The 15,934-nt window shown below is 67.3% G+C and carries 16 protein-coding genes; 15 read left to right on the top strand and 1 reads right to left on the bottom strand.

What is annotated here, in order from left to right; translation table 11 throughout:
* Positions 1-13 precede the first annotated feature (13 nt).
* From K1T73_RS12550 to K1T73_RS12480, 15 genes are all read left to right on the top strand, one after another.
* Positions 14-298 (top strand): hypothetical protein, encoded by a 285-nt coding sequence (locus tag K1T73_RS12550; protein ID WP_220601028.1) that lies wholly within the window; start codon positions 14-16, stop codon positions 296-298.
* A gap of 67 nt (positions 299-365) precedes the next feature.
* Positions 366-1,292 (top strand): UDP-N-acetylmuramate dehydrogenase, encoded by a 927-nt coding sequence (gene murB / locus K1T73_RS12545; RefSeq protein ID WP_220601027.1) that lies wholly within the window; start codon positions 366-368, stop codon positions 1,290-1,292.
* 141 nt (positions 1,293-1,433) lie between these two features.
* Complete coding sequence (locus K1T73_RS12540) at positions 1,434-2,312, top strand: D-alanine--D-alanine ligase (protein ID WP_409077708.1); 879 nt, start codon at positions 1,434-1,436, stop codon at positions 2,310-2,312.
* Positions 2,300-3,175, top strand: coding sequence for a cell division protein FtsQ/DivIB (locus K1T73_RS12535; RefSeq protein WP_220601025.1), 876 nt, complete (start codon positions 2,300-2,302; stop codon positions 3,173-3,175). The genes K1T73_RS12540 and K1T73_RS12535 overlap by 13 nt, the downstream gene beginning before the upstream one ends.
* Positions 3,172-4,503: a cell division protein FtsA gene (ftsA, locus tag K1T73_RS12530; RefSeq protein ID WP_220601024.1), complete on the top strand. Its 1,332-nt coding sequence runs from the start codon at positions 3,172-3,174 to the stop codon at positions 4,501-4,503. Before K1T73_RS12535 ends, ftsA begins: the two co-directional genes overlap by 4 nt.
* 174 nt (positions 4,504-4,677) lie before the next feature.
* Positions 4,678-6,333, top strand: a complete 1,656-nt coding sequence (ftsZ, locus tag K1T73_RS12525; RefSeq protein ID WP_220601023.1) for a cell division protein FtsZ — start codon at positions 4,678-4,680, stop codon at positions 6,331-6,333.
* Between the two features lie 221 nt (positions 6,334-6,554).
* Positions 6,555-7,475, top strand: coding sequence for a UDP-3-O-acyl-N-acetylglucosamine deacetylase (gene lpxC / locus K1T73_RS12520; protein ID WP_220601022.1), 921 nt, complete (start codon positions 6,555-6,557; stop codon positions 7,473-7,475).
* Between the two features lie 215 nt (positions 7,476-7,690).
* Entirely contained in the window at positions 7,691-8,542 is an 852-nt protein-coding gene (locus K1T73_RS12515) for an outer membrane protein assembly factor BamD (protein ID WP_220601021.1), read from the top strand.
* 42 nt (positions 8,543-8,584) lie between these two features.
* The gene (gene recN, locus K1T73_RS12510; protein ID WP_220601020.1) at positions 8,585-10,234 is read left to right on the top strand and encodes a DNA repair protein RecN; all 1,650 of its coding nucleotides are present in this window, start codon (positions 8,585-8,587) and stop codon (positions 10,232-10,234) included.
* Positions 10,235-10,237: 3 nt separating this feature from the next.
* On the top strand, positions 10,238-10,744 hold the full coding sequence (locus K1T73_RS12505) for an MAPEG family protein (RefSeq protein WP_220601019.1): 507 nt from the start codon (positions 10,238-10,240) through the stop codon (positions 10,742-10,744).
* A gap of 212 nt (positions 10,745-10,956) precedes the next feature.
* Complete coding sequence (locus K1T73_RS12500) at positions 10,957-11,568, top strand: VOC family protein (protein WP_220601018.1); 612 nt, start codon at positions 10,957-10,959, stop codon at positions 11,566-11,568.
* Entirely contained in the window at positions 11,565-12,053 is a 489-nt protein-coding gene (locus tag K1T73_RS12495) for a GNAT family N-acetyltransferase (RefSeq protein ID WP_310794392.1), read from the top strand. Before K1T73_RS12500 ends, K1T73_RS12495 begins: the two co-directional genes overlap by 4 nt.
* 79 nt (positions 12,054-12,132) lie before the next feature.
* A complete protein-coding gene (locus tag K1T73_RS12490) occupies positions 12,133-12,831 on the top strand; it encodes a molecular chaperone DjiA (protein ID WP_220601017.1) in 699 nt (232 codons plus the stop codon).
* Positions 12,812-13,816: an endonuclease/exonuclease/phosphatase family protein gene (locus K1T73_RS12485; protein WP_220601016.1), complete on the top strand. Its 1,005-nt coding sequence runs from the start codon at positions 12,812-12,814 to the stop codon at positions 13,814-13,816. Before K1T73_RS12490 ends, K1T73_RS12485 begins: the two co-directional genes overlap by 20 nt.
* A 178-nt stretch (positions 13,817-13,994) precedes the next feature.
* Entirely contained in the window at positions 13,995-14,360 is a 366-nt protein-coding gene (locus K1T73_RS12480) for a hypothetical protein (protein WP_220601015.1), read from the top strand.
* Positions 14,361-14,374: 14 nt separating this feature from the next.
* On the opposite strand, the gene K1T73_RS12475 is transcribed toward K1T73_RS12480, so the two are convergent.
* Positions 14,375-15,904, bottom strand: a complete 1,530-nt coding sequence (locus K1T73_RS12475) for a Ppx/GppA family phosphatase (protein WP_220601014.1) — start codon at positions 15,902-15,904, stop codon at positions 14,375-14,377.
* Positions 15,905-15,934 lie beyond the last annotated feature (30 nt).

Genomic DNA, 15,934 nt, shown 5'->3' with positions numbered 1-15,934 from the left:
GGCGTGACCCCCGATGGGTGGGACGATCTGGCTTGACGACATGCTGCCCTGGGCCACGGGCGGCATCGTGCTGTTCGGCTTCCTGGCCTGGGTGTTCCACGGCGAGGCCGAGGTCGAGGAGATCGGCGGCCAACTCCTCCGCCTTCTCGCCGCGCTGGTCGTGGGCGTGCTCCTCTGCGGCCTCGCGCTCCTGGGCTTTCTGCCGCCCGCCACCTTTCCCGTCCTCTTCATCCTCTACCCGGCCGGCGTTCTCGGGGCGCTTGCGGGGGCCATTGCCGGGGCGATCCGGCACCGATAGGGGGATTCCCTTCGGCCCCCGACTGCGCTAAGCGAGGGCGAAGACGACCAATCCCGAGGCAGCGCCAATGCCCCAACTTCCCGACACGCGCGGCAGGCTCACGCCCGACCGGCCGCTCGCCGATCTCACCTGGTTGCGGGTGGGGGGCGCGGCGGACTGGCTGTTCCAGCCTGCCGATCACGAGGATCTCGCCGCCTTCCTGCGCGATCTCGACCCTGCCGTCGCAGTCTTCCCGATGGGCGTCGGCTCGAACCTCATCGTGCGCGACGGCGGACTGCGCGCGGTGGTCATTCGCCTCGGGCGCGGCTTCAACGGGATCGAGATCGAGGGCACCCGCGTCACTGCCGGGGCCGCCGCGCTCGACGCCCATGTCGCGCGCAAGGCTGCCGATGCCGGGCTGGACCTCACCTTCCTGCGCACGATCCCCGGCGCCATCGGCGGCGCGGTGCGGATGAACGCGGGCTGCTACGGCACATATACCGCAGACCACTTCGTCTCGGCCACCGCGATCACACGCGCAGGCAAGGCGGTCACGCTCAGAGCGTCCGACCTCGATTTCCGCTACCGCCAGACCGACCTGCCCGAGGGTGCCGTCATCACCTCGGCCACCTTCGATGCCCCGCGGGGCGACCCCGAGGCCCTGCACGAGCGGATGGCCGCGCAACTCCGGAAGCGCGACGAAACGCAACCAACGAAGGATCGCACTGCCGGCTCGACCTTCCGCAACCCGGCGGGCCATTCCAGCACCGGCCGCGCCGACGACACCCACGAGCTCAAGGCGTGGAAGGTCATCGACGACGCGGGGATGCGCGGTGCCACGCGCGGCGGCGCACAGATGAGCCCCAAGCATCCCAACTTCCTCGTCAACACCGGCACCGCCACGGCCGCCGACCTCGAAGGACTGGGCGAGGAGGTGCGAAAAAAGGTTTTCCAAACCAGTGGAATAGAGTTACAGTGGGAAATCATGAGGGTCGGCGAAACGGCCCCGGAATAGGCAGTTCAGGCCGGTTGGCCATCTCATAAAAAGGGGTCTCCAAGGACCCGGAAACCAAGGAACAGGGCCGGACAACGGTCCGGGACATTGAGGCACAAGGTGGGTCACGCGAGCAGCAGCACCCCCAAAGTGGCGGTTATCATGGGCGGGCCCTCGGCAGAGCGCGAGGTCTCCCTGTCATCAGGACGCGAATGCGCCGCCGCATTGCGGGACGAAGGATTCGAGGTGGTCGAGGTCGATGCCGGCCACGACCTCGCATCGCGTCTCGTCGAGATATCTCCCGATGTGGTCTTCAACGCGCTCCACGGTCGCTGGGGCGAGGATGGGTGCGTGCAGGGCATGCTCGAATGGCTGCGCATTCCCTATACACATTCCGGAGTCCTCGCCTCGTCGCTCGCCATGGACAAGCAGCGCTGCAAGGACGTTTATGCCGCTGCCGGCCTTCCCTTCATGGAAAGCATCCTGACCGACCGCGCGTCGGTCGAGGCGGCCCATGCCATGACACCGCCCTACGTGGTGAAGCCCTATAACGAGGGGTCCTCGGTCGGTGTCTACATCGTGCGGGAGGCCGCGAACGGCCCGCCCACGCTCTCGCCGGACATGCCCGAGCGCGTGATGGTCGAGACTTACGCGCCGGGCCGCGAACTCACCACGACCGTGATGGGGGATCGCGCGCTGACCGTGACCGACATCATCACCGACGGCTGGTATGACTACCACGCCAAGTATTCGGTCGGCGGCTCGCGCCACGTGGTCCCCGCCGAGATACCGTCCGAGATATTCGACGCCTGCCTCGACTATGCGCGCCGTGCCCATGACGCGCTTGGCTGTCGCGGGTTCAGCCGCACCGATTTCCGCTGGGACGAGGGGCGCGGCCTCGCCGGTCTCATCCTGCTCGAGACGAACACCCAGCCCGGCATGACCCCAACCTCGCTCAGCCCCGAACAGGCGCAGGCGGCGGGGATCGGCTTCGGCGCCTTCTGCCGCTGGATCGTGGAGGACGCGTCATGCGACCGGTGAAGTCCCTGAACGACCCCGCCCCGTCGCGGCTCAGCTACCGGATGCAGCGGCTCATGCTGACGCCGCTCTTCCGGCGGCTCCTGCGCGTGGGTCTGCCCTTCGGGATCAGCTTCGCGGCGGCGAGCTTCTGGCTTTCCGACCCGGACGTGCAGCAGAAGGTCGTCACCACCGCGCTCGACCTGCGCCAGCAGATCGAGGAGCGGCCCGAATTCATGGTCCGCCTGCTCGAGGTCGAAGGCGCAAGCGACAACGTGGCCGCCGACATCCGCAACGTGTTTCCCATGCCGCTCCCGGCAAGCTCGTTCGACCTCGATCTCGACCAGATCCGGCGCACGATCGAGGATCTTCCCGCCGTGGCAAGTGCCGCCGTGCATCTGCGGCAGGGCGGCGTACTGGAACTGCGCGTGACCGAGCGCGAGCCGGTCGCCATCCTGCGCACGCGCAAGGGGCTGAGCCTCATCGACATCGAGGGCGTCTCCATAGCCGAGGTCGACCGGCTGGCCGATTTCATGTCCATGCCTCTCATCACGGGCGAGGGCGCCCGCAAGCACGTGGCCGAAGCGCTCGCGCTCGACGCGGCGGCGGGCCCGCTTCAGGGGCGGATGCTGGGTCTCGTGCGGATGGGCGAGCGGCGCTGGGATGTCGTGCTGGACCGCGACCAGCGCATCCTTCTGCCCGAGGCCGCGCCGGTGCGCGCGCTCGAGCGGGTGATCGTGCTCGACGAAACGCAGGACATGCTCGAGCGCGACATCGCGGTCGTGGACATGCGGCTGGCCGAACGGCCCGCCATCAGGATGAGGGAGCGCGCCGTCGATGCCTGGTGGCAGGTGCGCAATTCGAGTGCAGGGGTGGAAACGGAATGATCGAGCTTTATGAAACCCAACGGGCCATGCGCAACATGCGCAAGGCGGCGATGCAACGGGGCGTGGTGGCGGTGCTCGACGTGGGCACGTCAAAGATCGCGTGCCTCGTCCTGCGGTTCGACGGCACCGACCGGCTCGAGGCCGATGGCATCGGCTCCATGGCGGGGCAGGCGGGCTTCCGTGTGATCGGCGCGGCGACGACCCGCTCGCGCGGGGTGCGCTTTGGCGAGATCTCGGCGATGCAGGAGACCGAGCGCGCCATCCGCACCGCCGTGCAGGCGGCCCAGAAGATGGCCAATATCCGCGTGGATCACGTGATCGCCTGCTTCTCCGGCGCAGGTCCGCGCTCCTACGGTCTTGCCGGATCCGTCGAGATCGAGGGGCAGGTGGTGACCGAGCACGACATCAGCCGCGTGCTCTCTGCCTGCGACGTGCCGGATTACGGCGAGGGGCGCGAGGTGCTGCACGCGCAGCCCGTAAATTTCGCGCTCGATCACCGCTCCGGCCTCATCGACCCGCGCGGCCAACTGGGACAGACGCTCGCGACCGACATGCACATGCTCACCGTCGATGCGGCCGCGATCCAGAACCTCGCGCATTGTGTCAAGCGGTGCGATCTCGAACTCGCCGGTATCGCCTCCTCGGCCTACGTCTCGGGCATCTCGTCGCTGGTCGAGGATGAGCAGGAGCTCGGCGCCGCCTGCATCGACCTGGGCGGCGGCACGGCGGGGATTTCGATCTTCATCAAGAAACACATGATCTACGCCGACAGCGTGCGAATGGGCGGCGATCATGTCACCGGCGACATCTCGATGGGCCTCTCGGTGCCCACCGCTACGGCCGAACGGATCAAGACCTTTTACGGCGGTGTCGTTGCTACCGGCATGGATGACCGCGAGATGATCGAGATCGGCGGCGACACCGGCGACTACGAGCATGACCGCCGCACCGTGAGCCGCGCCGAGCTGATCGGCATCATGCGCCCCCGCGTCGAGGAGATCCTCGAGGAGGTGCGCGCCCGGCTTGACGCGGCGGGCTTCGATCACCTGCCCAGCCAGCAGATCGTGCTGACCGGAGGCGGCAGCCAGATCCCCGGTCTCGATGGGCTGGCCAGCCGGATCCTGGGACAGCAGGTGCGCCTCGGACGGCCCATGCGCGTCAACGGCCTGCCGCAGGCCGCGACCGGTGCGGGCTTCGCAAGCGGGGTGGGCCTTTGCCTCTTCGCGGCCAATCCACAGGACGAATGGTGGGACTTCGAACTGCCCGCCGACCGCTACCCGGCGCGCTCCCTCAAGCGCGCGGTGAAATGGTTCAAGGACAACTGGTAACCGCAACATGTCGTGCAATCGGCGAAATCCCGCGAAAAGGGCCGAAAAAGTGGCCATATTTTGTGTGTTTTTCGCAATTTTTGGGTGACGTTGCGGCTCGTGACGGTTAAGATCGCGGTTAATCAGGCAGAAAAACGGCCCGGCACACGGGCGCAACATCAGGCGGACAGAGCGATGACATTGAACCTTACCGTGCCAGGTCGTGAAGAACTGAAACCCCGGATCACCGTTTTCGGCGTGGGCGGGGCAGGCGGCAACGCCGTCAACAACATGATCGAGAAGGAGCTCGACGGCGTCGATTTCGTCGTCGCGAACACCGACGCGCAGGCGCTCAGCCAGTCGAACGCCGAAAGCCGCATCCAGCTTGGCGTCAAGGTTACCGAAGGGCTCGGCGCGGGCGCCAAGGCATCCATCGGCGCCGCCGCCGCCGAGGAGAGCATCGAGCAGATCGTCGATCACCTCGCGGGTGCGCATATGTGCTTTATCACCGCCGGCATGGGCGGCGGCACCGGCACCGGGGCCGCGCCGATCATCGCGCAGGCCGCGCGCGAACTGGGCGTTCTGACCGTCGGCGTCGTGACCAAGCCCTTCCAGTTCGAGGGCGGCAAGCGGATGAAGCAGGCCGAGGATGGCGTCGATGCCCTCCAGAAGGTCGTCGATACGCTCATCATCATCCCCAACCAGAACCTCTTTCGCCTCGCCAACGAGAAGACGACCTTCACCGAAGCGTTCTCGATGGCCGATGACGTGCTCTACCAGGGCGTCAAGGGCGTGACCGACCTGATGGTCCGCCCCGGTCTCATCAACCTCGACTTCGCCGACGTGCGCGCCGTGATGGACGAGATGGGCAAGGCGATGATGGGCACCGGCGAGGCCGAGGGCGAAGACCGCGCCGTGCAGGCCGCCGAGAAGGCCATCGCCAATCCGCTCCTCGACGAGATCAGCCTCAAGGGCGCCAAGGGCGTGCTCATCAACATCACTGGCGGGCATGACCTCACCCTCTTCGAGCTGGACGAGGCCGCGAACCGCATCCGCGAGGAAGTGGACGCCGAGGCGAACATCATCGTCGGATCCACCCTCGACACCGCCATGGAAGGCGCGATGCGCGTGAGCGTCGTGGCCACCGGCATCGACGCATCGGCCGACAAGTCCGACATCCCGGTGCCGCGCCGCTCGCTGGCGCAGCCCCTCGCCACCACCACCTCCTTCGAAACGCCGGAAGAGCCCGTGGCGGCCGTTGCCGACACTCCCGCGCCGCAGCCCGAGCCCGCGCGCGAAGAGGTGGCCGCCCAGGCGCACCAGGCCGACGAGCCCTCGCTCTTCGGTGGCTTCGAGGCCGAGCGCGCCGCCGCCGAGGACCAGATGGAAGACATATTCGAGGCGGACGCGGCCGAACACGACGCGGCCGACGACCTGCCGCCGCCGGCCTACCGTCCGGCCCCCGAGCCCGAGCATGTGCCGGAACCCGAACTCGAAGCGTTCGTCGCCCCCAAGGCACCCGCACCCGGCACGCCCTCGCCCGAGGCGATGGCCCGGCTCCACGCCGCCGTCGGCCGCGCGCCCGGTCAGCAGAACCGCCAGGTCTCCGAAGACGCGCCGACCCAGCCGAAACCGCAGCCCGAGGCCGCCCAATCCGATCGCCCGCGCTTCGGCATCAACTCGCTGCTCAACCGGATGACCGGTCACGCGGCCGAGCATGAGCCTCAGCGCGCGCCGCGCCATCAGCCGACCCTTCAGGCGCGCCAGTCGCAGCCGGCCCCGGTCGAGCCAGAGCCCGAACAGGATGAACAGATCGAGATCCCGGCCTTCCTCCGCAGGCAGGCGAATTGACATAAACCTGCCTAGTCAGGTGAGTTTGACGGTCGCCCACGGGCGGCCGTTTCTTTTTTGAGATCAAGGGGTTGGGTGCATCGGCGAATACCTGCCGCCACCTTTCGCGGGCATGTTACAAATCGTCGCAAAGATTGAGTTGAGGGTTTCGGAACCCCCGCTTAAACCCCTCGTTAACGAACCATGCGGGCAACAGGCCCCGTCGGGCTGTCGAGGACACCGTGCAGACAACGATCGGACAAATCGCCGAATTCGAAGGGATCGGGCTCCATTCCGGCGCCCCGGCTCGCCTTTGTATCCATCCGGCCGCGGCGGGCGCGGGCATCCGGTTTCGCCGGCTCGACGTGGCGGCAGAGGCGGCCGATATCCCGGCGCTCTGGGATCATGTCGTCCAGACCCCGCTTTGCACCCGGCTTGAGAACGAACACGGCACCTCGGTCTCGACGGTCGAGCATGTCATGGCCGCGCTCATGGGCTGCGGCATCCACAACGCGTTGGTCACGGTCGACGGTCCCGAAGTGCCCATTCTCGACGGCAGCTCGATCAGCTTCGTGCGCGGCATCCTCACCGCCGGTCTGACCCGTCTCGATGCGCCGGTCCTCGCGCTCCGGGTTCTGAAACCCGTCGAGGTCGCGCGCGGCGCGGCCCGCGCGCGTCTCTCGCCCCATGATGCGCTTCTCATCGAATTCGACATCGACTTCGCCGATTCGGCCATCGGCGTTCAGAAGAAACGCCTGAACATGTCCAACGGCAGTTTCGTGCGCGAACTTTCCGACAGCCGCACCTTCTGCCGCAAGGCCGATATCGACACGATGCTCGCCAACGGCCTCGCACGGGGCGGCACGCTTGACAACGCGGTGGTGTTCGACGGCGACAAGGTGCTGAGCCCCGGCGGCCTGCGCCACGCCGACGAGGCCGTGCGCCACAAGATGCTCGACGCCCTGGGCGACCTGGCGCTCGCCGGTGCGCCCATCCTCGGCCATTACGAGGGAAGTCGCGCGGGTCACGCGCTGACCAACGAATTGCTGCGCGTTCTCTTCGCGACGCCCGGCGCTGTCGAATGGGTGGAATGCGACGATCGTCTCGCGGCCAAGCTGCCCGGCGCCGGCGTCCACTGGGGCGAGATTCCCAAGGTCGCGTGATACCGGCGCGCCCCTGCCGAAGGCGGTGGCGGCACTCTCATCTCGTCCAAAACCCTCGATGAATCTCCGTGCCTTGCGCCTGTGCCACACCCGCCATGCGGCATGGATGACAAAATGCACGGCCCCCGTTTTGCACCGGGGATTTCTATGCTAGCACCGTGTCGGGCGATGCGGTAAACATCGCCTAGCGACGTGGATTTGGGGACGCATCCAGTATGACTTTCGGCACCTTCCGGACAAAGCTGATCGGATCCCTTGTCCTCGTGGCCTTCGTGGCCGGGTGTTCGACCATCCGCGGCCGGGTCGAGCGGGGCGAGCTGGATTACGAGAATTACACCGCCCAGCAGATTTTCGAACGCGCCGAATACGACCTGTCGAACAACAATCCCGATCTCGCCGCCCAGAGCTTCGCCGAGGTCGAGAGGCTCTATCCCTATTCCAACCTGACCAAGCGCGCGGTGATCATGCAGGCCTACGCCCATCACCTCGACAAGGATTACGAGGCGAGCCGCGCCGCCGCGCAGCGTTACATCGACTTCTATCCCACGGATGAGGATGCGGCCTATGCGCAGTATCTCCTCGCGCTCAGCTATTATGACCAGATCGACGAGGTCGGCCGCGACCAGGGCCTGACCTTCCTCGCGCTCCAGGAGTTGCGCAAGGTGATCGAGATCTATCCCGACAGCGAATATGCGCGCTCGTCGATCCTGAAATTCGACCTCGCCTTCGATCATCTCGCGTCGAAGGAGATGGAGGTCGGCCGCTACTATCTCAAGCGCGACCATTTCAGCGCCGCGATCAACCGTTTCCGCGTCGTGGTCGAGGATTTCCAGACCACCTCGCACACGCCCGAGGCGCTGCACCGGCTGGTCGAGGCATATCTCTCGCTTGGCCTCAACAACGAGGCGCAGACCGCCGGCGCGATCCTGGGCCACAACTTCCGCGCCACCCGGTGGTACGAGGACAGCTACGCGCTTCTCACCGCACGCGGACTGCGGCCCGAACCCGCGGGCGACAACTGGCTGCGCAAGATCTATCGCCAGATGATCAAGGGCGAATGGCTCTGACAACGGCGGCGGGGTAGGGCCCGCCCGGACGGGATTCGCTCTATGCTGCGAAGTCTTGATATTCGCGACATGCTCATCATCGACCGGCTTGAGCTCGAGTTCCGGCCCGGCCTCAACGTGCTCACCGGCGAAACGGGCGCCGGCAAGTCGATCCTGCTCGACAGCCTCGGATTCGTGCTGGGCTGGCGCGGTCGGGCCGAGCTTGTCCGCCAGGGGGTCGCTCAGGGCGAGGTCGTGGCCGAGTTCGATCTGCCTGCCGATCATCCCGCCCATGCGGTCCTGGCCGAGGCGGGCCTGCCGGCGGACGACACGCTCATCCTGCGCCGCGTCAACACTGCGGACGGGCGCAAGACCGCGTGGGTGAACGACCGCCGTTGCTCGGGCGAGGTGCTGCGACAGCTGTCCGACACGCTGATCGAGCTACACGGCCAGCATGACGACCGCGGCCTTCTCAACCCGCGCGGCCACCGCGCGCTTCTCGACCAGTATGGCCAGCACGAGCCGCTCCTCGCTGCCCTGCGCGACGCGTGGCGCGCCCGCGCCGCCGCCGCCCGCGCGCTTGCCGAGGCGGAGGCGGCGCTCGAGGCCATGCGCGCCGAGGAGGACTTCCTGCGCCACGCTGTCTCCGAGCTCGACGCGCTCGACCCGCAGCCGGGCGAGGACGAGGCGCTCGACACCCGCCGCCGCCTGATGCAGGGCGCCGAGAAGATCCGCGAGGACATCGCCCGCGCCGCGCAGGCCATCGGCACCGATGGCGCCGAAGGTGCCTCCGCGGATGCGCTGCGCTGGCTCGAAGGCGTGGCCGACCGCGCCGAGGGACAGCTTGACGAGCCCATGGCCGCGCTCGGCCGCGCCATGGTCGAGCTGGACGAGGCCGCGCGCGGCATCGCCACCTGTCTCGATGCGCTCGATTTCGACCCCAACGAGCTCGAGGCCTGCGAGGAACGGCTCTTCGCCATCCGCGCGCTGGCGCGCAAGCACGATGTCGCTCCCGATGACCTGGGGCAGTTCGCCGAAGATCTGCGCACGCGGCTTGCGTCCCTCGATCAGGGCGACGATCGCGTGGCGGCCCTGCGCGCCGACCTCGCCGGGCGTGACACCGCCTATACCGACGCCGCGACCCGCCTCACCGCGGCGCGGACCGAGGCCGCCGCCCGCCTCGACAGCGCCGTCACGACCGAGCTCGCCCCGCTCAGGATGGAGCGCGCGGTATTCACCACCCGCATCACACCGGCCGAACCTGGCCCCACCGGCGTGGACGACGTGACCTTCGAGGTCGCGACCAACCCCGGCGCCCCGTCCGGTCCGCTCAACCGCATCGCCTCGGGCGGCGAGCTCAGCCGCTTTCTCCTCGCGCTCAAGGTCTGCCTGGTGGGCGAAGCCTCGGGCCTCACCCTGATCTTCGACGAGATCGACCGCGGCGTGGGCGGTGCCACGGCGGATGCGGTGGGGCGCAGGCTGGCGGCGCTGGCGGCGAACGGACAGGTCCTCGTCGTCACGCATTCTCCGCAGGTGGCCGCGCTCGCCGATCACCACTGGCGCGTCGAGAAAAGCACGACGGGCGACGAGACCCTCTCGCGCGTCATTCCCCTCGCGCCACCGGACCGCGTGGACGAGATCGCCCGCATGCTTTCGGGCGACCGCATCACCGACGAGGCGCGCGCGGCGGCCACGTCGCTCATGGCGGGGTAGGAGATGCGCGCGCGCAACCGGATCATGCTCGGCATGGCGGGTGGTGCGCTCTGGACCATGGCGCTTCTCTGGATCGGCGGATGGGTCATCACCCTCCCGGTCTTCACCCTGATGCCGGTCATCATGACCGCGTTCCTGGCACCCGGCCTGGTCCTGATGCTCATGCTGGGCCGCATGGCCGCGCGACGGTTCTTCGATGAAACGCTGATCGACGGCGACGCGCCCCCCGCCGACCACCCGGCGGCGATCGACCTCCGCGTCATCTCCAACACGGTCGAGCAACTGGCCCTTGCACTTGCCATCTGGCCCGCCGCCGCGGTGCTCCTCGGCGCTCGGGGGCCGGGCATGATCGTGACACTGGGTCTCGGCTTCGCCATGGCGCGACTTCTCTTCTGGCTGGGGTATCATCTGGCCCCGCCGCTCCGCGCCTTCGGCTTCGCGGCGACCTTCTATCCGACCGTCGCCGTCGCTCTCTGGGCGATCGCCGCGCTGATCCGCACCGCGATCTAGGCTGCCTGCGTCTCCGTCCCGGCCCCCTCGATCTCCTCGGGCAGGGCAGGCCACGCCGTCGCGTCATGGATCGGCCGGAAGCCCTAATTCGAAGCGGCCCATCGCGCGCGGGAGCATTGTCATCCTTCTCGGTTTGTTTCAATCTGCTACGAAAGTGGCGCAACCGGACGCCTGTGCACTATCGAAACCACCCATTTCACAAGGAAAACGACATGCTCGCGCTCGATCACATCGCTGTCGCCTGCGAGACCCTCGACGAGGGGCGCCGCTGGGTCGAGGGCTTGCTCGGTGTCGAGATGGTGCCGGGCGGCCGCCACGCGCGGTTTGGGACGCACAACATGCTTCTGGGGCTGGCGGACGGCCTCTATCTCGAGGTGATCGCCATCGACCCCGAGGCGACCGGCGCGCAACAGCCGCGGTGGTTCGATCTCGACAGTTTCGGCGGCCCGCCGCGCCTCGGCAACTGGATCTGCCGTTCGACCGATCTCGACGCCGATCTCGCACGGCTTCCCGGCGCGGGCACGCCCGTCTCGCTCACCCGGGGCGATCTGGCATGGCGCATGGCGGTGCCCGACACCGGCATCCTGCCCTTCAACGATTGCCACCCCGCGATCATGCAGTGGGATTGCGAGGCGCATCCCGCCGCGCGGCTCCCCGAGGCCGGGTGCGCCCTGCGCGAACTCGTCGTGACCCACCCCGAGGCCCGCGACCTGCGCGCCCGGCTCTCCCCGCTCCTTCAGACCCCGCTTGTCCGCTACCAAGAAGGCCCCGTCGCCCTATCGGCCATCATCGACACGCCGTCGGGGCCACGCGCGCTCGCATGATGCTCCGGGCAGCCACGCCCGACGACGCGTCCGCCATCGCGGCGCTCTGGGCGCCGGTTGTCCGCGACACCCCCTTCACCTTCACCGCGACACCCAGGACCGCCGATGACATCGCGGCCGACATCGTGGCGAAATCGGTGGCCGGACACGCCTTCCTCGTGGCCGAGCATGCCGACGCGCTTGCAGGCTTCGCGACCTACGCACAGTTCCGCCCCGGCGCGGGCTACGCCCGCACGATGGAGCACACGATCATTCTCGCGCCAGATCACCGTGGTCAGGGCAGGGGCCGGGCGCTTCTCTCGGCATTGATCGAGCATGCTCGGGCGGCGGGGGTAAGCGGCCTTGTTGCCGGGATCAGCGCCGAGAACCCGGGTGCCATTGCCTTTCACGAGCGCATGGGCTTCACCCGTGCCGGTGTCATCCCGAAGGCCGGTTACAAGTTCGACCGCGAGATCGACCTCCTGCTCCTCCACCGCTCCCTCTGACGCTCGACTTTGCCCGTCACTTCCGAGCGCGCCCATTCGCCCATCCACACCGTGCCCGAAACCCTCTATCATCCGTTCCATGTCTCTCTGGTCCCGCATCTCCGACGCCATCTCCGCGCTCGCCGCCGGCGAAAGCCTCACGGTCGTCTTCGACCGCCTGCGCACCCCGCCCGAGCGGACGGTGGCCTTCACCATCGCGGTCATCGCGCTCTCGGCCAAGATGGCCAAGGCCGACGGGCTCGTGACCCGTGACGAGGTGACGGCCTTCCGCGAGGTGTTCCAGATCGCCCGTGACGACGAGCCCGGCGCGGCGCGGGTCTTCAACCTCGCCCGGCAGGACGTGGCGGGGTTCGAGGAATATGCCGCGCGTATCCGCACCATGTTCGCGGGCGAGCGCGCGGCGCTTTGCGATCTCATGGAGGGGCTTTTTCACATCGCCATGGCGGATGGGGTCTATCATCCCAACGAGGATCTGTTCCTCGAACGGGTGGCCGAGCTCTTCGAGTTGCCCGAAGCCGACTTCCGCGCCATCCGCGCCCGTTTCGTCGAAGGCGCCCCGCGCGATCCCTACGCCGTGCTCGGCGTCTCTCGCGATGCGCCTCTCGACGAGATCCGAGATGCCTGGCGCCGCCAGGTTCGGGACACGCATCCCGATCGGATGCTCGCGCGCGGGGTGCCGGAGGAGGCGATCAAGCTCGCCGAGAAACGCATGGTGGCCATCAACCGCGCGTGGGAAGAGATCAACGAGGCACGGGACCATGCGGATCGCGACCTATAACATCGAATGGTTCAACGCGCTCTTCGACGACGCCGGCAGGCTGCTCGACGATGGCGGCTGGTCCGCGCGCCGCGACGTCACGCGCTCCGACCAGATCGCCGCCATCGGCACAGTTCTCACCGCGCTCGACGCGGATGCGATCATGGTGATCGAGGCGCCCGACCAGAACAGCCGCCGCTCAACCGTGCGCGCGCTCGAGGGGTTCGCGGCCGCCATGGGGCTGCGTGCCCGTGCCGCGGTGCTGGGGTTTCCCAACGACACCCAGCAGGAAATCGCGATGCTCCACGATCCGGACGCGCTCTCGGTCGCGCATGATCCGCAAGGCGGCGCCGGCGCCGCGCCACGTTTCGACGGCTCCTTCCGCATCGACCTCGACATCGACGCCACCGAGGATGTCGTGACCTTCTCCAAGCCGCCGCTCGAGCTTGCCGCGCGCACCGCGTCGGGAACCGCGATCCGCATGATCGGCGTGCACCTCAAGTCCAAGGCGCCACACGGCGCCACGACCGAGGCCGCGCTCATGCGTATCGGCATCGCCAACCGCCGCAAACAGCTGGCGCAGGCGATCTGGCTGCGCGCCCGGGTGGCCGAACATCTCGCGCTGGGCGAGCCGGTGATCCTCATGGGCGACCTGAACGACGGTCCCGGCCTCGACGAATACGAAAACCTCTTCGGGCGCTCCTCGGTCGAGATCGTGATGGGCGAGGGGCAGGACGCGCTTTTCGACCCCCATGCCCGCGATGCGCTCACCCGCCGCATCGGACCCCGGCACAGCACCTCGCGTTTCTACCTCGCCGATACCAGGCGCTACATGCAGGCGTTGCTCGACTACATCATGGTCTCGCCCGATCTCTGCGCGAAGGCGCCGCACTGGCGGATCTGGCACCCTTTCGACGATCCCGACTGCTGGCGCGTGCCCGAACTGCGCGAGGCGCTGCTCACCGCGTCCGATCATTTTCCGGTCACGCTCGACATCGATATCTGACCCGCGCGCTTCGTTAACCCCCTAACGCAACGCGCGGTCGCACCGACGTGATACCGACGTGGATACCGACATGGATACCGACGTCGAAATCCCGCAAAATAAGGGCGTTAACCGAAGTTTCGCCAAGATGAACACGCCCTGCCTTCACAACCCGCGACATGCGCCTATATTTTAGGTCATGAAACATCTCATCCTCACCTCCGCCCTTGCTGTCGGTCTTTCCGGCCCTGCCCTTGCACAGGATGACAAGGAGGGCGACGGCCTGTCGCTCATGGAGGAAGGCGCGCGCCTCCTATTCGAAGGGCTCGCGCAGGAGATGGAGCCGGCCATGAAGGACCTGCGCGAACTGGCGCGGAACCTCGAGCCGGGGATGCGCGAATTCGTTCGCGAGATGGGGCCGGCGCTGGCCGACATCATGGGCCGGATCGAGGATCTGTCGAACTACCATCCGCCCGAGATGCTCCCCAATGGCGACATCATCATCCGCAAGAAGACCCCCGCCGAGATGGTCGAGCCGGAGCCGGGCGAAGATATCGAAATCTGATACCGGACAGGGGCTTACGTGACGACCTTCGTGCGCGCCCCCAGCGTCTTGGCCAGCGCCTCGAAGCGCGCCTGCGCCACTTCGCCGTAGAGATCGACCGCTTCCGGGGCGAGGTTCAGTTCCAGGAGCTTCTTTCGCGGAAACCACCGCAACTCGCCGGGGTCCGCGTCCTTTTCAAGCCACAGCATCGCGGCAAAGCGCATGGCCCTGCCGATGATCTCGGCCTCGAGCCGGTCGCGTGCCGGGATGAGGTCGGCGAAAAGACCGAACTTCGTTTTCTCGTGCTTGCTTGAATATCGGTACATGAGCGCGAGCGCCAGGAAGAGGCGTTCGGAATGTTTCAGCCCGCCAAGGTTCGCACGGGTCGCGTTATCGAAACAGACCTCGGCGCGATAGTCGGGATGCGCCCGCCAGCTCACGTCATGCAGTAGGCATGCCGCCTTGATCAACCGGCGACGCTCCTTTGGCCATTCCTTAACCAATGGATGGATAAAGTTGTAGACGACCTTGCCGAATCCGGGCACGCGCGCATCCTTGTGCTCGGCAAAGCGGCAGGCCTCGATCAGCGGGTCGCGATCCTTGAGCCGTTGGGGCATCTGCTCGTAGAGCATCCCCTCGCGAAGCCCGTAGCTCGAGATCGCGATGTCATGGGGGCGAAACGTGCGGACGACTTCTTTCAACACCTCGATGGCGATCGGGACCAGGGCCATGCGCGACGACGACACGCCGCAGCGCTGCCGAAGCGCCTCCGGGTCATGTTCGGCGATGAATTTCGCGGTCTCGCGCACCGCCTTGGCTGTCATGCGATATTCGTGCAGCACGTGGAGCGGATATCCGCGCCGCTCCATGTCGATCCGCGCGATGGCCCGCCACGACCCGCCGACAAGGAACAGGCGATCGTTCTGGTCACCCATCTCGACATGAAGATTGGAGATGACAGACTTGATATATCTCGACCTTTCGCGTTTTCCGCCCTTGATGTCCCGAAGCTTCAGCGGCCCCAGCGGCGAGGTCACGCGCCGGCCGACCCGCCCACGCTGGATCTCGGCCAACTCCATGGAAGATCCGCCGATGTCGCAGACAAGCCCGTAGGATCCCGGCCATCCCAGCAAGACGCCCTGCGCCGAGAGTCGCGCCTCCTCGCGCCCGTCGATCACCCAGATCTTCTGCCCGGTCTGCGCCAGCACCTCGTCGCAGAAGTCCTGCCCGTCGCGCGCTTCGCGCACGGCTGCTGTCGCCACGATGTAAAGCGGGCCGGTGCCCATCCCTTCGGCGAGGCGGCGAAACCTTTTCAAGGCGTTAAGGGCGCGCACGCGGCCCTCGGGGTTGAGATGCCCCGTTTCGGACATGCCCGCCCCCAGGGCGCACATGATCTTCTCGTTATAGAAATAGGCCGGGGACCGCGCCGCGCCGTCAAAGACCACCATCCTGACCGAGTTCGAGCCCACGTCCACGACTCCCACGCGCCGCAGGGCGCGCGCCGAGGGCTTGTCGAACAAGGGTCTGCCAAACGGATTGCTTTCGACGGTCCGCGCGTCTGTCATGTATCCCCCGGCGCCTGTGTCGCCCTCTTA

The sequence above is a fragment of the Roseovarius sp. SCSIO 43702 genome (assembly GCF_019599045.1).
Lineage (GTDB): Bacteria > Pseudomonadota > Alphaproteobacteria > Rhodobacterales > Rhodobacteraceae > Roseovarius.
This window is presented reverse-complemented; position numbering and strand designations above follow the sequence as displayed.

Bases quoted from the DNA above. Each gene is read 5' to 3' on its own strand.
- K1T73_RS12550 (WP_220601028.1), top strand. From the start codon at position 14: ATGGGTGGGACGATCTGGCTTGACGACATGCTGCCCTGGGCCACGGGC.
- murB (WP_220601027.1), top strand. From the start codon at position 366: ATGCCCCAACTTCCCGACACGCGCGGCAGGCTCACGCCCGACCGGCCG.
- K1T73_RS12540 (WP_409077708.1), top strand. From the start codon at position 1,434: ATGGGCGGGCCCTCGGCAGAGCGCGAGGTCTCCCTGTCATCAGGACGC.
- K1T73_RS12535 (WP_220601025.1), top strand. From the start codon at position 2,300: ATGCGACCGGTGAAGTCCCTGAACGACCCCGCCCCGTCGCGGCTCAGC.
- ftsA (WP_220601024.1), top strand. From the start codon at position 3,172: ATGATCGAGCTTTATGAAACCCAACGGGCCATGCGCAACATGCGCAAG.
- ftsZ (WP_220601023.1), top strand. From the start codon at position 4,678: ATGACATTGAACCTTACCGTGCCAGGTCGTGAAGAACTGAAACCCCGG.
- K1T73_RS12515 (WP_220601021.1), top strand. From the start codon at position 7,691: ATGACTTTCGGCACCTTCCGGACAAAGCTGATCGGATCCCTTGTCCTC.
- recN (WP_220601020.1), top strand. From the start codon at position 8,585: ATGCTGCGAAGTCTTGATATTCGCGACATGCTCATCATCGACCGGCTT.
- K1T73_RS12505 (WP_220601019.1), top strand. From the start codon at position 10,238: ATGCGCGCGCGCAACCGGATCATGCTCGGCATGGCGGGTGGTGCGCTC.
- K1T73_RS12500 (WP_220601018.1), top strand. From the start codon at position 10,957: ATGCTCGCGCTCGATCACATCGCTGTCGCCTGCGAGACCCTCGACGAG.
- K1T73_RS12495 (WP_310794392.1), top strand. From the start codon at position 11,565: ATGATGCTCCGGGCAGCCACGCCCGACGACGCGTCCGCCATCGCGGCG.
- K1T73_RS12490 (WP_220601017.1), top strand. From the start codon at position 12,133: ATGTCTCTCTGGTCCCGCATCTCCGACGCCATCTCCGCGCTCGCCGCC.
- K1T73_RS12485 (WP_220601016.1), top strand. From the start codon at position 12,812: ATGCGGATCGCGACCTATAACATCGAATGGTTCAACGCGCTCTTCGAC.
- K1T73_RS12480 (WP_220601015.1), top strand. From the start codon at position 13,995: ATGAAACATCTCATCCTCACCTCCGCCCTTGCTGTCGGTCTTTCCGGC.
- K1T73_RS12475 (WP_220601014.1), bottom strand. From the start codon at position 15,904: ATGACAGACGCGCGGACCGTCGAAAGCAATCCGTTTGGCAGACCCTTG.